12 protein-coding genes are annotated in these 17,551 nt (G+C 51.0%); 8 read left to right on the top strand and 4 right to left on the bottom strand.

Going from position 1 to position 17,551, the window contains the following annotated elements; all coding sequences use genetic code 11:
• Positions 1-32 precede the first annotated feature (32 nt).
• The 3 genes from KIS77_12410 to KIS77_12400 all read left to right on the top strand — a co-directional run bounded on the left by KIS77_12410 (position 33) and on the right by KIS77_12400 (position 4,399).
• On the top strand, positions 33-617 hold the full coding sequence (locus tag KIS77_12410; protein ID MCW5923145.1) for a YceI family protein: 585 nt from the start codon (positions 33-35) through the stop codon (positions 615-617).
• A 10-nt stretch (positions 618-627) separates the two neighbouring features.
• On the top strand, positions 628-3,504 hold the full coding sequence (locus KIS77_12405; GenBank protein ID MCW5923144.1) for a histidine kinase: 2,877 nt from the start codon (positions 628-630) through the stop codon (positions 3,502-3,504).
• 133 nt (positions 3,505-3,637) lie between these two features.
• Positions 3,638-4,399, top strand: a complete 762-nt coding sequence (locus KIS77_12400) for a response regulator transcription factor (GenBank protein ID MCW5923143.1) — start codon at positions 3,638-3,640, stop codon at positions 4,397-4,399.
• A gap of 12 nt (positions 4,400-4,411) precedes the next feature.
• On the opposite strand, the gene KIS77_12395 is transcribed toward KIS77_12400, so the two are convergent.
• On the bottom strand, positions 4,412-5,518 hold the full coding sequence (locus KIS77_12395; protein MCW5923142.1) for a ferredoxin--NADP reductase: 1,107 nt from the start codon (positions 5,516-5,518) through the stop codon (positions 4,412-4,414).
• Positions 5,519-5,657: 139 nt separating this feature from the next.
• Between KIS77_12395 and KIS77_12390 the strand changes: the two genes are divergently transcribed.
• Complete coding sequence (locus tag KIS77_12390; protein MCW5923141.1) at positions 5,658-6,707, top strand: alkane 1-monooxygenase; 1,050 nt, start codon at positions 5,658-5,660, stop codon at positions 6,705-6,707.
• A gap of 93 nt (positions 6,708-6,800) precedes the next feature.
• Here the strand turns inward: KIS77_12390 and KIS77_12385 are convergent, their stop codons facing one another.
• On the bottom strand, positions 6,801-7,628 hold the full coding sequence (locus KIS77_12385) for a M48 family metallopeptidase (GenBank protein ID MCW5923140.1): 828 nt from the start codon (positions 7,626-7,628) through the stop codon (positions 6,801-6,803).
• 142 nt (positions 7,629-7,770) lie between these two features.
• Positions 7,771-8,628, bottom strand: a complete 858-nt coding sequence (locus KIS77_12380; protein MCW5923139.1) for an FKBP-type peptidyl-prolyl cis-trans isomerase — start codon at positions 8,626-8,628, stop codon at positions 7,771-7,773.
• 380 nt (positions 8,629-9,008) lie between these two features.
• Between KIS77_12380 and KIS77_12375 the strand changes: the two genes are divergently transcribed.
• The 3 genes from KIS77_12375 to folB all read left to right on the top strand — a co-directional run bounded on the left by KIS77_12375 (position 9,009) and on the right by folB (position 11,559).
• A complete protein-coding gene (locus KIS77_12375) occupies positions 9,009-10,424 on the top strand; it encodes an MATE family efflux transporter (GenBank protein MCW5923138.1) in 1,416 nt (471 codons plus the stop codon).
• A 60-nt stretch (positions 10,425-10,484) separates the two neighbouring features.
• Positions 10,485-10,841 carry a hypothetical protein gene (locus tag KIS77_12370; GenBank protein ID MCW5923137.1) on the top strand — a complete coding sequence of 119 codons (357 nt, stop codon included), beginning with the start codon at positions 10,485-10,487 and terminating at the stop codon, positions 10,839-10,841.
• A 172-nt stretch (positions 10,842-11,013) separates the two neighbouring features.
• Positions 11,014-11,559 (top strand): dihydroneopterin aldolase, encoded by a 546-nt coding sequence (gene folB, locus KIS77_12365; protein MCW5923136.1) that lies wholly within the window; start codon positions 11,014-11,016, stop codon positions 11,557-11,559.
• Here folB and mtaB read toward each other — a convergent pair.
• Positions 11,530-12,921, bottom strand: a complete 1,392-nt coding sequence (gene mtaB / locus KIS77_12360) for a tRNA (N(6)-L-threonylcarbamoyladenosine(37)-C(2))-methylthiotransferase MtaB (protein ID MCW5923135.1) — start codon at positions 12,919-12,921, stop codon at positions 11,530-11,532. The two genes, folB and mtaB, sit on opposite strands and share 30 nt — an antisense overlap.
• Positions 12,922-13,154: 233 nt before the next feature.
• Between mtaB and KIS77_12355 the strand changes: the two genes are divergently transcribed.
• A complete protein-coding gene (locus KIS77_12355) occupies positions 13,155-17,549 on the top strand; it encodes a WD40 repeat domain-containing protein (protein ID MCW5923134.1) in 4,395 nt (1,464 codons plus the stop codon).
• The last annotated feature ends 2 nt before the right edge of the window (positions 17,550-17,551 follow it).

The following is a 17,551-nucleotide window of genomic DNA, read 5'->3' as shown; positions in this document are numbered from 1 at the left end:
TTAATTTCACCTGTCGGAAAATACTTTGACCCATGTATGCAAGCATCTTAAGCGGGCTGTTGTTCTTAGCCGTATCGTCGTTGGGAACGAAGGTGGGCCTTGTGCGCCATGCTGAAAATGGCGCCCAGCAAGGCGTGTTTCGATGTGAAAACGGAAAGGTCGCTTTCAAGTCCGATGCACCGTTGGAGAGCATCACGGCCAAGAGCAGCAAGCTGCGGGGTATCATAGACACCTCCAAACAGACCTTCGCATGGACGGTGGAAATAAAGACGTTCGAGGGCTTCAACAGCCCTCTCCAGCGAGAGCATTTCAATGAAAACTACATGGAAAGCCGGAAATATCCGAAGGCAAGTTTTGCCGGAAAAATTATCGAACAAATAGACTTTCAGAAGAACGGGATATACACCGTTCGCGCCAAAGGCAATCTCAATATACATGGCGTGGAGCAAGAGCGCATCATAAAAAGCCAATTGGAATTGAGCGGAAACAAACTCAGGGTTCAATCCACCTTTACCGTTCCGTTGGCGGACCACGACATCACGATACCCAAGGTCGTTTACCAAAAAATTGCCGAGGAAATCACGGTGACGGTGGATGCAGAATTGACAGGCAACTAACATCCTTATTTTGCACAGATTAGCCAACATATTTCTCCTTTTCATCTGCCTTTCCGCGCAAGGGCAAACGCCTGTTTTCCGCCTTCGAGAAACAAAGGAGTTGGGCAACACCCAGTTGACTGCGGTCTTTCAGGACAGTAAAGGTTGGTTGTGGCTGGGAGGCCGGAACGGGCTTTATCGCTATGATGGACTATCGTTCCAAGCTGTGGGCTTACCCGCTTCTTTCTCCAGTGCCATCAGTGCTTTGTTCGAGTTGGATGGCCGGTTATGGGTTGGGTTTCGCGATGGCGCCATTGGCTTTGTCTTGCTCAATAGCGCGTTTGCTTCCGACAAGGATGGTCAAAATATGCACATTGCCCAATTGCAAGCGTGGTTGCCAGAGGAGGGGTTGCCTCAGAAACCCATTACCGCCTTTGCCGCCGATTCTGCTGGCGGATTTTGGGTTTCGACGTATGGTGAAGGGATTTACTGCCTGAAAAACAAACGTATATATCAATTCAATGCCGCTGACGAGGGTTTGGGTAGCGACGAAATTTACGCTTTGGCCTGCGATGCGAAAGGAAGAGTGTGGGCTGCGACAGATGCAGGCATCAGTATTTGCTCGATGCCAAAGCCCGGCAAGAAACAAGTGCGGCGCTTGACGACCGAGGATGGTTTGCCCGACGAAATCGTGACCGCATTGTTGGCCGATAAAAGGGGAAATATGTGGATTGGGATGCAAGAAAACGGTGTGTGCCACTATGACGTTTTTCAAAATAAATTTGATTTCCGAACCGAGAAATGGCCTTACAGCGCCGTGCTAAATCTCGCCACCACTGGAAACAAGGAGCTTTGGGTCGGCACGGAGAAAGATGGCGTGCTGCGTCTTGACTTGCCGACGAATACAACCCATCCGCTACCATCCGCGCATACGCTTCGCTCGGCTCGAATCAGGGCGTTGCTCAAAGACCGAGAGGGGCTTTTGTGGCTGTTGGGCGACAAAGGTGCGTTGTACGCCGCCAATATCAAGTTTGGAATGTTGGAGGCACCTTCCAACAACGCACAAGCCGTGCTCATTGACCGCCAACATCGAGTTTGGGTTGGGAACAAAGACGGCCTTTCTCTGCTAAAAAATGGAGAAAAAAAATCTGTAACCACCATCAACGGTGTTTTCAAGCCACAGAATGTCATATCCATCTGGGAGTCGAATGTGGATGGAAACATCTGGGCGGGTACCTTCGACAATGGGGTATATGTGGTAAGTCCGACAGGCAAGGTCTTGAAAAACTTCAGTAAGAGCAACGGCTTGAGCGACGCAAACGTGCTTTCTATCGCGGGTGACGACCGCCGTGTTTGGCTTGCCACGTTTGGCGGGGTAATGGAGATAGATTTACACACCCAACGAATCACCCGCATTGAAGAACTTGGCAACGGGTACGTCTATAAAGTGTTTCCCGATAGCAAAGGAAGGGTGTGGTTTGGAACGGATGGAAAAGGGCTTATCGCATTAGAAAACAACAGGTTTCGCCACTTTACGCAAGCGAATGGCAAACCGCTAAAAACAATATACAGTATTGCGGAAGACCTCAATGGGGGTATATGGTTCAGCACGGAAAGAGGAGGGGTATTCTGCTACGATGGTCAAAATTTTCGTCATTTCGGGACCGAGCAACGCCTACATAGTCTTTCCGTGACTGGCTTGGCCACTGACGGCAATGGTCAACTCATCATTGCCTACAACGATGGGGTTGACGTGTTGAATCCTGCGCGTTCGGAACACGTCACATTTTGCGACGCGGCCATTGGGGCTCCGAATGTAGAGGTAAATCTAAATGCGCTTTGCCGCGACGCACAAGGCAATGTTTGGCTTGGCACTCAACAAGGAATCATGCGAGTGGCAGCCTTCGACGAATCATTCATGGACGACCCTCAACCGGGCATCGTCTCTGTGTCAAATTTTTCCGAACCCATTGATTTTCTGTCGAAAAGTATCTTCCCGCACCATCAAAACTATCTTGTGTTCAACTTTACTGGCCTTTGGTACACGGCTCCCGAGTCGGTTCGTTATCGCTATCGGCTCGAGGGTTTTGACTTGGATTGGACGGTATCCAAAGACCATGTGGCATCATATCCCAACCTGCCCCCCGGACGCTACACATTTCGGGTTCAGACCAGCGAGCACGGCAATTTTGAAGGTGTGCCGGAGGCGACGTGGCAATTTACCATCGAACCGCCGCTTTGGGCACGGTGGTGGTTTATTTTGCCCTGCATTGTGGCGGCAAGTGGTATTTTTTTTATGTTTGTCAAAAACCGCGAAGCACGACTGCAACGCGAGGAGAGGCTGCAAAGGGAAAAGGTGGAGTCTCAATTCGCAGCACTCAAAAGCCAGATTAATCCTCACTTCTTGTTCAACAATTTCAATACGCTCATCACGATTATTGAGGAGAACCCCACGATGGCCGTGGCGTATCTGGAGCACCTCTCCGATTTTTATCGCAGCATCATCGCTTATCGAGAAAAAGACTTCATCAGCCTTCAAGAAGAAATGGATTTGGTGCGAAACTTTGATTTCCTATTGAAAAAACGCTACGAGGACGGCTTCAGATTGGTAGAACATCTGAACGGAGAAACGGGCTTAGTCATGCCGCTGGCTTTGCAAATGCTGGTTGAAAATGCCGTGAAACACAATGTCATTTCCGCAACAAAGCCGCTGATAGTGGAAATTTTTTCGGAAAAAGGCGGCTATGTCGTGGTTCGCAACAATGTGCAGCCCAAAATAAAGCCAGAGCCAAGCACGCATTTTGGCTTGCATAGTTTGGTAAAGCGGTATCAGCTGTTGGGAGAAAAGCCTGTTTTGGTAGAAAAGAATGATGCTTTCTTCATTGTAAAAATTCCACTTAAGCAATAGCGGCTCACTTTCTCAATTATACCCAGATGAAAATGATTTGCAAGATTGCCTTGATTGATAACAATGATTTTCAAGGGTTTAAATGGACATTTTTCGCAAACCACTTTCCGTTGGGTATAAAACCTTTTAGAAAATGAACATAGTCATCGTAGAGGACGAACACGCGGCTGCCCGGCGTTTGGAAAAACTCCTCAAGGAGGTTGCTCCCGAATCCGTCGTGCTCTCTCGGTTGGATAGTGTGGAGGCTGCCGTAATGTGGCTTCAAGGCAATCCGCAACCCGACCTCATCCTGCTTGATATTCACTTGGCTGATGGCGACAGTTTTGAGATATTTGAGCATGTGGACATCGTCTGCCCCGTCATTTTTACCACTGCCTATGACGAATATGCGCTGAAGGCATTCAAGGTGAACGCGGTGGATTATTTACTCAAGCCCATCAAAACCAACGAATTGGCCGCAGCATTGGAAAAGTATAAGAAGATTTACAAAAATGCCGCGCCTGATTATGCGCCTTTGCTCGAAATGCTTCGCAAGCAGGAAGGGCAGGCATTTCTTAGGAGAATGCTTATCCGATTTGGCAACAGCATCAAACTCGTGGACATGACCGATGCCGCCTATTTTTACACAAAAGATAAAATCACGTTTATTGTCGTTCGCAGCACTGGCAAGCGATTTCCGGTGGACTACCCCTTGGATAAATTGGAGAGTGTGCTCGACCCCTCCGTATTTTTTCGCATCAACCGCCAGTTCGTCATCAATGTAAACGCTATCAAAGAGATGCACCCCTATTCAAAGAGCAGGGTCAAAGTAGATTTGGAACCCAGCACCGAATTGGAAACTATCGTCAGTACCGAACGTTCGGCAGAGTTCAAAAAATGGTTGGTAGGCGAATAGCCTGGATAGCGGTTACATATCGTAGGTAAGCTCTACCACATCCGTCTCAGGGTGTGCCTGACAGGTCAGAATGTAACCCGATTTTACTTCTTCATCGTCGAGCGCATAACAAACATCCATTTTCACTTTTCCGCTTATTATTTTAGCCATGCAAGTAGAACACGCCCCCGCCGTGCAAGAGTAGGGTGGGTCGTGCTTCTCTTTGACCAGTACATCCAGCACAGTTGCTCCTTCCGGCACGAGTGTCTCTATTTTTTTACCCTTCAGATGCACCACGACGCGCTTGCCTCCGCCGTTGGCAGAAAATTCGCCTGGGATGTGGCTGGCGTTGACAAAGTGTTCCGTGTGGATTTGTTTGGCCTCGATGCCCCGACCCAAAAGGGCCGCTTTCACCGTATCGGTCATGTCGCCGGGGCCGCAAATGAAATAGAAACAGTCGCTTTCCGGGCCGCGGGCCATGTTCTCATCCAAAAATGAATGGACCGCTTTATGGGTGATGCGTCCGGTTTTGCCCAGCCAATTGGTTGTTGATTTTTTGAAAAGCCCGAACAATCCACCAGAGCCACCTTCTTTTTTGGGTTGGCTGAGGATGTGTTCCACCTGCAATTGACCAGCATAACGCCGAGTCAGCTCTTCCAACTTATCGCGGAAAATGATGCTTTCTTCATTGCGGCTGCCATAGAACAGAAAGACGGAGCTCATCGGCTCTTCTTCAAGGATGGTTTTTAAAATTGAGATGAGTGGCGTGATGCCGCTGCCCGCGCCAAACATAAAGTAGGTACGGCGTTTTTCGGGGTCAAGTTGGGTAAAAAAACGCCCGTCGGGAGGGGCGATTTCAAGAGTGTCTCCGACTTTGACAGAATCATGCAAGAAGTTGGAAACAGTGCCGCCGCGCACTTTTTTCACCGTCACGGCCAGTCGGTGCGCTTCCAATGGGCTGGACGACATCGAGTATGAGCGGCGCAACTCATGGCCGTCTTTTTGCAACCGAACCGTGATGTGTTGCCCTTGTATGTAGGAAAAAGTCTCGCGCAGGTTTTCCGGTATTTCAAAGTCGAGTGTCACGGTATCAGCGGTTTCCGCGGTGATTTCCTTTATTTTGAGCGTATAAAATTCCATTGATGCGAAAAAATTAAGGGCCTATGGGTCAACGTGGATGGGTCAATGGGGGGGCAAAAATATGGCGACACAACAAAACGAATTTTGAATAGTTTTGCAGGGTGTCAATCTTTTCAGGCGTTTGGCTAAACAATTGACAATGAAAGACTTGAAGTATCTCGCCGCATATCTGATTCCTCTAAGCGCCGCGCTTGCCCTGACTCGGCAAGGCGGATGGTCGTGGTCAACCGTGGTGCTGGGTTTTGTCATCGTGCCCATCGCCGAGTTGTTTCTGCCCCAATCTGCGAGCAACGTGTCGCCTGAGTTGGAAGAGGGCCGCTCCAAGACTCGCTTTTTCGATTGGCTTTTGTACTTGAACGCGCCCATGCTTTTCGGCATAGTGGGATGGTATCTATGGGTGGTCGCGCACGATTCGCTTAGCCTTTTTGAAGTTGCCGGTATTACCCTGAGCGTTGGCATCATAGTCGGTGCCAATGGCATCAACGTGGCGCACGAGCTCGGCCACCGTGCTGCCAAAGGAGAGCAGCTGCTCTCCAAAATCATGTTGTTGCCTGCTCTGTATCAACACTTCTTCATTGAGCACAATCGCGGTCATCACAAGAACGTGGCGACCGATAAAGACCCTGCCTCGGCGCGATTGGGAGAGCATTTGTATGCCTTTTGGTGGCGGTCCGTAGTGGGTAGCTGGCGCAGTGCTTGGGCACTTGAGCGCGAGCGGTTGGAGAAAGAAAAAAAGTTGTTTTGGAGTTGGCACAACGAAATGCTACGGTTCAGCCTGTCTCAAAGTCTCTGGTTGGCAGCCATATATTATATGCTAGGTTGGAAAGGGCTGGCTGGCGCACTTGCGGTGGCCGCGATTGGTTTTTTGTTGTTGGAAACCATCAATTACGTTGAGCACTATGGGCTGCGCCGACGGGTGCTTGCCACGGGGCGGCCCGAGCCTGTCTCGCCAACACATTCTTGGAACAGCGACCATGAATTGGGTCGCATTATGCTTTATGAGCTCACCCGACACAGCGACCACCATTACAAGGCGACCCGCAAGTATCAAATTCTCCGTCATCTCGACGAAAGCCCGCAGCTCCCTTATGGCTATCCGGCAAGTATGCTATTGGCCCTCCTGCCTCCCGCCTGGTTTGGTGTGATGAACAGACGGGTCATAATAGGCGAAAAAGCCGTGGCCATGTGATGGCGAGTTGCTGCTAACTTGGAAATCATTTTTGGCCACAACAAAAACGGGCCTGCTCGACCAAGCGAGCAGGCCCGTTTCGTTCTGAAACTGTCATTTGCTTCGATGCTTTGAACTGGCTGGCACGGGATATTGTCTGGCCAAGTTTCGAGCCTTCGGCACCAACGACCTCAGTTTTTGGCTGCGGTTGTCGGGGTCGGGGTGCGTGCTGAGAAACTCCGGCGGACGGCTGCCCGAGCCACCCATTCGCCTCCAAAACGGCGCTGCTTCGTCGGGGTTGTACCCGGCCATCGTCATCAAGTATAGCCCCATCTCGTCGGCTTCGGACTCATGCTTGCGGCTGAACGGCAGCATCACGCCAACTTGGGTGCCCACACCTGCCGCGCTCATAAGCAACTGGCGGGTGGCTGCGGGTTTTTGCGAAAGCGCGATGTCGAGCGAGGTAAGACCGAGCTGGGCAACCAACCCCTGACTCATGCGTTCGTTGCCATGATGTGCCAATGCGTGGGCTATTTCGTGCCCCATCACCACAGCCAAAGCATCTTCGTTTTGTGTCACTTTCATGATGCCAGTATAGACCACCACTTTACCGCCCGGCATACAGAAGGCATTGACGGTTGGGTCGTCCACCACATTGAACTCCCAAGAGAATTCCTTGAGCTCTGCGGAGCGTTTTTTGGCGCGGTAATAGACTTCAGTGGCAGCGACCAAATCCCTGCCGATGCGGCGCACCATTTCCACTTCCGGCCCAGAAGTGAGGGTTCTGCTTTGCTGAATGAAAGAGCGATATTCGTCTCGGCTCAGCTGGTTGATGGTGCCGGACGGAATGATATTCAGTGATTTGCGCCCGGTCATGGCGTTTTTGTGGCAAGCAAAAACAAAAAGCAACGCCAATAGGCTGAAAGAGATTTTTTTCCACATACTTCATGTATTTTGTTTTGGAAAAATGATTTTGCGGATTGTAACGCAAAAATACGCGCCCGCCACGTTTGGTGCGCAAGTTTTTTCAAACCCTTAATGGTACCTCCAATGGATGGTATATGGCAGTGTCGGGATGAGGGTTCTAAAAAATCTCGATGTAGAAAACCAGCTCCGAGTTGGCAGGTATCGCACCACCACCAGCCTCTTGGTCGCCATAGCCCAAAGCGGGCGGGACGAACAGGTAGGCGCGTGCCCCGTGGCGAAGCTGCATCACACCCTCATCGAATCCAGCAATCATCTGGCCCACGCCAGCGGCAAACTGAAGCGTCTGGCGGCGTATGTATGAGTTGTCGAATGAAGAACCATCGAGCAGGCATCCATAATAGTGCAGCTGCACGGGTTCGCCCTCTTGAATGGCGGCTCCCTGCCCGGCCTCTTCGACCAACATCTTGAGGCCAGAAGGACGAGCGACGATTTCGGCGTTGAGTAGCCCCGCATTGTAGGCTTTCACTTTTGCCTTCACTCTCTGGCCGATTTGTTCCACGGCTGCCTCGAGGGCTTTGGCTGCCGCCGCTTTCTGGTCGAGCGTCACGATTTCGAGCAGCACCAGCTCGAAACGAATTTCTTTGGCATCTTTTTGCGATAAGGGCAGGTATCGGCGCATATTTTCATCCACGTCCTGAAAAATGGTCAGGCTGTCGCCGATGCTCATAAGAAGGGCGGCATCATAAAGCGGGGGATAGTGCGTCAGTGTTTCGTTTTCGGGAGCGATGTCGAAGCGATAAGAGCCGCTACCGTTTTTTCGGGAAGAGCTCAGCTGGACATCGCCTGCATATATGTCCACATGGGCCATGATGGATTCTCCCTTTTGGGGTTTCGTCCCTCCTTTTTTTATATGATGCACATAGCGATAACCGTGTTCGGTGATGGTTTGGGCCGGAAGCGAAAAGCACAAACCGAATACGGAGAGCGAGAGGAAGGCACTACATTTCAATGTCATGAGTGAGCGTTTTTTGCTAAAAATATGGGAAATAAAAATGGATTGGTTGAGTGGCACAAAGTTAGGGTTTTTCAAAATTCTTGATTTTGCAGCAACATCTTGGCTGCGTTCGCGGTCATTTTTCAAGGGAACGATGTCACGAAGGAACTATGCTTGCTTTATGGTCGTTTCTGCCGAACTTCTGGTCTTTTCCGCCTTTCTGAATACTATGGTGGATGTACCGTTGAGTCTTAGTGTCAGTTCCCCAAACGTAGGTAGTTCACTTTGAATCACCGATGAGCAGGGCTAATCCTGGTTTTGTCTCACTGGTTTTAAACTTTCTCAAAACATTTTGTTGTGTAAGCCCTACCTTTGTGCGGCATTTTGCTCCCTACAATGTTATGTCTGAAACAAAAACACTCGAAACGCGCTCGCGGCGGATTGGCCGTATCTTGAAACAGGCCATCAATGGCGAGGAACAGGAGTTTACATCGGGGAGCATTGACCGCGCCATCGTCATGCTTTCGATTCCGATGATTTTGGAAATGGCGATGGAGTCGCTATTTGCGGTGGTTGACGCTTTTTTTGTGGCAAAAATTGGCGTGGATGCTGTCGCCACGGTTGGTCTTACCGAGTCGGTGCTAACGCTGATTTATTCCATCGCCATCGGTCTGAGCGCTGCGGCTACGGCGATGGTGGCGAGGCGAATCGGTGAGGGCAACAGGGACGCAGCCGCGAAGGCGGGCGCACAAGTCATTTTGATTGCCTTGGTCATGTCGGTGCTCATAGCGGTGCCGGGATATATTTTCGCGGAAGACATCTTGCGTGTCATGGCACGCGACCAGAGCGTGGCGGACGTGGGCACGCAGTTTACACGCCTGATGCTGACGGCCAATCTTCCCATTCTGTTGCTTTGGATGCTCAACGGCATTTTTCGTGGCGCAGGCGATGCCGCTACTGCCATGCGGGCTTTGTGGCTCGCCAATGGAGTGAATATCATTCTTGACCCATTATTCATCTTCGGTATTGGGCCGTTCCCCGAATTAGGCGTGTTGGGTGCCGGTGTGGCCACCACGATTGGCCGCTCCACAGGAGTGCTTTACCAACTTTGGCATTTGTTTGAAGTAGGAAAAATCGTCAAAATCAAATGGCAGCACCTTCGTCCTCAATTGGAAATCATCGTGCGGTTGCTCAAAATATCGGCGGGCAGCACGGGCCAATACCTCATTGCGTCGGCTAGTTGGATTTTTATGATTTACATATTGGGGCAAATCAGCAAGGAGGTGACGGCAGGCTACACCATTGCTATTCGAATCGTGATTTTTGCCTTGTTGCCCGCATGGGGCATGGCTAACGCCGCGGCGACATTAGTCGGCCAGAATCTTGGTGCAGGCCAACCCGAACGGGCCGAAAAATCGGCGTGGCGAGCGGGATATTTCAACATGGTGTTTTTGGCTATTGTGGGCGCGATTTGCCTCATCAGCGCACCGATGCTGATTCGATTGTTCACGCAAGAGCCTACTGCCGTGGCGGCAGGCTCCATGGCTCTCCGTATTTTGGCCGGCGGCTATGTGTTCTATGGTTGGGGCATGATTCTCTCTCAGGCCATCAACGGCGCGGGCGACACCCGCACGCCCACTATCCTGAACTTTATCTTTTTTTGGTTGGTGGAAACACCCCTTGCGGCTCTGCTGGCGCTCCAGCTTAGCTGGGGGCAGGTGGGTGTTTATTGGGCTATCGTGATTGCCGAATCAGGCATGGCATTGGCGGCGATGTGGGTGTTCAGAAGGGGTAAATGGAAGGCTGTGAAGGTGTGAGCGAGTAGCCGTTTTTTAGTTTTCGGAAAATTATTTGTCCTTTGTGGAAAAAAAGGTTTCATGCGTCTTTTTGTCCCTTTTCTTGTTTTGTTAGTGTTGGGCTGTGCCAATCAGCCAACAGAGTCCCGTTTTGACAAAATAGCAAAAGCATACTGCGAGTGTACTGGCAAATTGGCCGCCGCGAATGAGCAGGCCGCCAGTCTTGCAGCAGATACCAATGCCGTGGCGACCTTTCAGGAGCGGCTTCAACAAATTCAGGTGGAATACGACAGCGCGAAATTATGCTCCTCAAACATCGTCGCTCAATTTGGCAAGCTTGCTCCTTCCGAACTTGACTCCGTGAAACTTGCTTTGGCTGGAAGGTGTGCGTTCATGGCCGAGCAAACCGACTTGCTCCAAGAAATGCTTGGCGAATAGCAAAGCGCATCGTGACTTTTATCTTGCTACGATGATATGTGGGTTTACACCTCGCGCCGTCAAGTTCTGAGCATATTTGCCGGAGCAATCTGTTCAAAATCATGGAGAGCAATCATGTTCGTCCCACAAATCCCAAAGAATCAAGGTATAAAATCGTCAACAAACTAACATCATGGCATTAATTTCATTGGAAGGAATGAGGTTTCACGCCCGACACGGCGTGCATGATGCCGAGCAAGTGCTTGGCGGTGAGTATGTGGTGGATATCGTTGTCAATTTCAATAGCGAAAAGGCAGCAAAGGACGACGATGTGGAAAAAACGATGAATTATGAGACGATTTATCAGATATGCCGCATGGAAATGGAAACGCCTCGAAAATTGCTCGAGACGGTAGTGGCCAACATCGTGAAACGGATGAAGTTCCAATTTTTGGAAATGCAGGCATTGCGCGTGCGGGTCCGAAAACTCAACCCGCCGCTTGGCGGGCGGGTGGCAGAATCGTGGGTGCAGGAAGAACACGATTTCATCAGAGACTGCCCGCGCTGCAAGAAAAAATTCATCAACTATGATTCGGACGATTGCTGGAAGCGCTTTCCTCACCTGCACCCCGCCACAAAAGAGACGCTGGAGCGGCAGTTTGACAAAAAATGCCTTTGCGACAATTGCCTGAAGTTTTATGTGGGAGAATTAGTCGAGAACGACCTGCGAAAATTGTGACAAGCGGGCATCCGCTCCCAATTGTTCAAAACTCACGGCACGAGCGGCACAAGCCTCTCCTGTCGAGGTCAAATTATCCAATGACACGGGAGCAATCGTATTCACTCGCCCGACCTCGAATGGCATTTCTATTTTTATGTAGTTGTCCGTGAACCCACTCAATAGAGCGGGATTTTTGTGCTGCTCGAACAGCACTGGCCGCACGCTGCCAAAATGCTCGGCGTAAAAAGCGCGGCGTTTCATTTCGGATAGCCCACGCAGGACATGGTTGCGGCGGCGGCGTTCTTCAATAGGCACAGCGCCGGGCATCGTGGCCGCCAGCGTGTTGGCTCTTTCGGAGTAGGTGAAAACGTGGAGATATGAAATTTCGAGTTGCTGGATGAAGCGGTAAGTTTCCAAAAAGTCATCTTCCGTCTCGCCGGGAAAACCGACGATAACGTCGCAGCCAATGCATGCGTGGGGCATGGTTCTTTTGATGCTGGCTACCCGTTCGGCATACAATTCACGGCGGTAACGCCTGCGCATTTCTCGGAGTTGCTTGTCGTTGCCCGACTGAAGCGGGACATGGAAGTGCGGCATGAAACGCTTGCTATTCGCCACAAAATCAATGATTTCATTGGTCAGCAGATTGGGCTCAATGCTTGATATGCGGAAGCGGGCTACTTCGTCCAGCGTGTCCAATTCTTTCACGAGGTCAACAAACAGGGCCTCTTTTTTTGTGCGATGCCCCTCGATGACTTCCGTGCCATTGCCAAAGTCGCCCAAGTTGACCCCTGTCAGCACGAGTTCTTTCACTCCGCTGACGGCAATTTGTCGGGCGTTGTCCATTACATTTTCGATAGTGTCTGAACGGCTGGCACCGCGTGCCAACGGGATGGTGCAAAACGTACACTTGTAGTCACAGCCATCCTGCACTTTTAAGAATGAGCGCGTGCGGTCGCCAAAGGAAAAGGATGGGGTAAAGGTATTGATATCGCGCACATCGCCCGTGTGTATCATACCTTTGCCTTGTGCCTTGGCGAGGTTTTCCACATAGTCCAGAATTCGGAATTTTTCACCAGCGCCCAGCACCAAGTCCACACCGGGGATGTTCGCGATTTCCTGTGGTTTGAGTTGGGCATAGCAACCCGTCACCACCACAAATGCGTGAGGGTGATGCCGGAGGGCTTGCCGCACGAGCTTTTTACACTCTTTGTCGGCCTGCTCCGTCACGGAGCAGGTGTTCAAGACATAGATGTCGGCACCGTCATCAAATTTGACAGGCAAATAACCATTGTCCTCGAAGAGGCGGGCCAAAGCGGAAGTCTCCGAGTAGTTTAGTTTGCAGCCTAATGTGTGAAAGGCGACGGTGCGCGGTGTCATTTGAAAAAAGGATTGGATGAGCCCAAGCAACACAAGGGGCACAAAATTACGGCGAATTGCTTTTGCGAGCAGGTATTTACACAATGTTTGAACTTGTCCAAAACCGTTGTTTTTCAAGAAGTCTGCTACTTTTGGGGATGGTTTTTGAAGGTTGGCGCGTTTATTCGTATTCGAGTCACTCGCATCGGGTAAGTCGTATCTACTGTCCTGTTTTCCCAAAATCATTGCTTGTCATGCGCTATCTCATTTTGCTCCTCAGTCTGTCCATTCCATTTTTTTCGGAGGCACAGCAAGAAAACCCTTCAACCGAAAAACGCTGCAAGTGCCGTGCGCGAAGAGATTTTATATTGGAAAAAAATGATTCCTGCTTTGCAATCACACGAGCCGAGGCCGACCGTTTTTTTGGTTGCAGGTGCTGGGACGAGGCGATGCTGCTCTACCGGGCGGCAAAGAGCTGCACGGATGCCAATCAGAACGCGCGTTCGGAAATGAACAAGCGCATTCAGGCTTGTCGCGATTCTGCCGACTTGGAGTTGCGGAGGAGCGAGCAGGCGGCTCGTCGCCAATTTCTTCACGCCACAGCCGCCAATTTAGCTTACGACGCGCAAGCCCTGCTCAAGAACTACGATCGTTCGACGGCTTACCGTTTAGCCGATTTTGCCGAACGCTACGTCGCACCCGGCCCGAATCCTGAATGTCTGCAAGCCCTGCTGGACGCTTGGTATTATGTGCCGCCACAGCAATCTGGTCAGGAGTCGAGTGCCCTCCGGGTGCCTTTCTGCTATCAATTGGACTATGATATGGGTGGCGGTGTGCAGTCGAGATTCGGGGCAAGCGGTTGGCTCTATGCGTACTCCCCGACCACGAGCACTCTTTTTTCTTGGGAATCAAAAACATGGGAACCCAAAAAGCCAATTCAAATAGAAAAGGGGTTGCCCTACTTTGATATTTCGCCCGACGAGCGCACCTTGCTGTTCTTCTCCGCCAATACGTTGCTGTTTTGGCGCGGCGTTAGGGATACATTCAAGGTGCAAATTCCCGGCATCACCCGCTATTGCTTTAGCCCGTCGGGCGATGAGCTTTTCTTTAGCGACAACCAGCAAGGAAAGGTTTTTTCCATCGAGTTGAGCGCTGCCGACATGGTGCAGCGCAACTTCAAGAATGTGCAAACCAAAGGGGATAGAGGAGAAAAAAGACCGGAGCCTCGTATGCTTTTTGCCGAACCATTTGAAGTGATAGGCATGGCTGCTCACGGCAGGCAACTTTGGCTGGCTGGGCGAGATAGCATAGTGGTGATGGAGCTATCCATGGGAAAAGAGCGCCAGTGGAAATTGGTCAGCAAGATGAGCTGGAACAACGGCCCCCACTATTATGCGTACTATGCGGAACTGTTTCCGAAGCGACGGACGGCGCTGGTTGTGTCTGCAGATAGCCTGCACTATTACCATTTGCCCGACACAAAAGAAGCGTTGGGCGAGGCCGCCCATCTGGGAAATATCGCTGGCACGACGTTGGCCATAAAGCCTGATGGCGAATGGTTTGCATACACACGCTACGAATCGCTAGGAGTGGCATCGGATAGTAGCGCTATTCACTATGGGTGCTATGTACAGCCCGGAGAGGAATTCCGTCCGTTGAGTGGCGCCATATCGCCTGACAGCCGTTGGTTAGCAGCCGCGACCGATACGGGTACTTTGAAAATATGGGCGCTGCACGACTGGCAAGGGAACGTGGCTGCCTCCTTGCCAGATGTTTGGCGTGTCGTTTTTAGTCCCGGTGGCGACCAATTCGCCTGTCACCGAGGAGGCGTGTTACAAGTGTTCAATACCGAGCAACCGAGCAAACCCTTCTACACCGAACCTATTGATGGCGAGGAGGTATTGATGGATGCGATGGGAAATGACTGGGTGGCATGGCGCGTGGATGCCGAATCAATTCATTTGAAAAACGTAAAAACTGGTCAGCGATGGAAGTGGCCGGTGGAGTCAGACATGAGCTCCTTCCTGCCAGTAGCTTTTGACGATGCGGGCCGCCATGTTGCCTATTCAGTCAACCCAGATACCGTGATAGTGCGGTCGTTGGCAAGTGGCGCTGTGTTGTCGAGCCAGCCTTTTAATGGAGAGGTGTTGCAGATGCACTTTTTGCCTGAAAGCCGGGAGTTGTTAGTCATACAAAGTGCCAATTCCAGTTTTTATACAGAAAGTCAGACTATTGCTAAAATTTGGAATCCATCCGCAAGCTCCAACAAGCCGCGTTCGGTGCGGTTGCATGGCTACAAAATTGGCTGGTCGGATGTGGCAAGAAGCGGGAAATTGATGGCTTTTTCGTCGGGCAAGGATATCCGGATTTTTCATCTCGACAATTTGCTTGATGAAAGCGCCCGCATTCGACCTTTGGGTGAGCATATCGTTAGTTCCCTGGCATTCTATCCCGACGGTACGGCGCTCGCGGCGGGCTATGAGGATGGCACTGTGGTCGTCTGGGATTTGAACACCTACGAGGCCCGTTTTCGTTTGAAAGTGGCTGATGATTGGATCGACGAACTGAGCTTCTCCGCCGATGGCAGCCGATTGCGCCTGAAAACACTACAAGGTCAAATACTGAGCCGCGACATTGCACCCGACTTGATTCGCGCTGCTGCTCAAAATAAAAACCGTCGGATGGCGGCGTTCACTTCCGAACAAATTCGAGAATACGAATTGGAAAAAGCCCTAGATTATTCAGGTAATTTCCAACGTCTGGCAGAATCGGGAGACTTGCCACTCATTCGTTCCTTCTTTGAATACTATCGCCTACAGGCACTTAGCAGCAACAACATAGACCGCGTGAAAACCTATTTTGAAAGTGCCGCCAGCCTTTTTGCAAAACTCGACGACCCCGCGGCGCAGCGGGCGCTACGGCCCGTGATGTCCGAAATATACGAGGACTACAACTGGAAACTGTTGCTGCGTGAAAAGAACGCAGAAGCCCAGCGTGTGCTGAACGACTTCAATCGCTTGTTCGACAAGCCGCTCGCAGCCACCAAAATGAGCGCCCACACCGCCCTGCTTCGCAATGACATCAGCGCCGCCGCTCGTCAATATGCCGACTGGACAATGCTCGTGTATGAGGCGTCGGGTGCCGAGCCATATCAAGCCATGGACAGCCTTGAGCAGCAGTTTCGCCAGCTAGCTGAGTACGATTTGCTCAGCCCCGAGCAACGAGACTGCATTTGTGGCCTTTATGCCGGCATACTAAAAATCGAGAACCTCTGCCCTCGTGTCGGCAGAGCCAACACGGTGTCGCTTGATAACGAAACCCGTTTGCGGTGGCATATTTTCCAACAACATTACACGGCCTCGCGCCTTCTCAACCACTCAAAAAAGGCACAGTTGCTGGAGTCTGCGTTGGATGACGCTACAGCACTTAACCGACAAAACGCCGCGCGCTGGCGCGGAGAATTGGAAAAAACAACCCTATCCCTGGCAAAGGCATACACAGATTGGGGCATATTTGAACAAGGAAACGAATATTCGGAGCGGCTTTATCAGCAGGCCATCGGCTTGCTTGACACGTTCGGGACGTTCAGGCAGCACGAACCTCAGCGGCTAAAGGCGCTCCTGACGAATCGCTTGCTGTTGGGCAACCGCCTTTATGCCACAGACCGCATATCGGACGCAGGGCGCCAATACCAACTGGGTCTTGAGGCGGCGCAACGACTCATCCAGAATGCGCCAGCCGACTCTGTACTTCCTTATCGCAATGACTATCAGGCCCCCCTACTGACACAACTGGGCATGGTGCATCTGTTGGATAGCAACGCAACAGCCGCAAAAACATACTTCGAGCAAGCGTTTGATGCGATGACCTATGGCCTCAACTCGCTCTACCTCGGCCATGTGGCACTGCTGGAAAACAACCCCACCGAGGCGCTCGAAAAATATAAAGGCATTTACAACGAAGCACAATTGGGACAGGCGCTGTTCGATATTAGCCGCATGGCAGGGCGAATGTCGAAGCGCATTCGCTTAGAAGCGTTCGCAACACAATTGCGCGACACGATTTTGAAACAGTACCCAGAAATGTCGAAGGCCGCCGCCGATTATTGGCTGGCCGAAAATCAGGTCGCGTATCATTTTGCGAATCATCGTTGGGACAAAACACTTCTTTGGAACGAAAAAAGCCTTGCCGCATTGGAGCTTCTCGCAGACGGTCAAGATGCTGCTTATCAGTGGAAAACCAACAAACTCAATGCGTTGCTTTCGCGTTCCTATTATTTTTTGTATCAAAGCAATCAGAACCCCGAAGCCTTCGAAAAATCCCTTGAATGTGCCCGTCAAGCCGAAGAATACGCCGAGAAAGAATACCCGTCCTACCCATATCGAAGTTGGTTGAAGACGAATGTGGCGCACGCCCTATCCTTGCGCAACCACCCCGGCGATAGAACGCAGGCCATTTCGATATACCAAGAGTTTTTGAAAAAAAACAGCTACGACTATGACCATTGGGAGCTGCTCCAGAAAGATTTTCGAGATATGCACCGCAACGGCCTGCGTTGGGAAGATTTGAAAGGGTTGATTCTCCGCATCAAACCGGCGGATGTGGAACTCACCGAAAAAGAGTGGCGGGAAATGGAAATACAGTATTGAAT

It is taken from the genome of Saprospiraceae bacterium (genome assembly GCA_026129545.1).
Classification (GTDB): Bacteria; Bacteroidota; Bacteroidia; order Chitinophagales; family Saprospiraceae; genus M3007.
The sequence above is the reverse complement of the archived record's forward strand: the minus strand, read 5'-3'. Positions and strand labels throughout refer to the sequence as shown.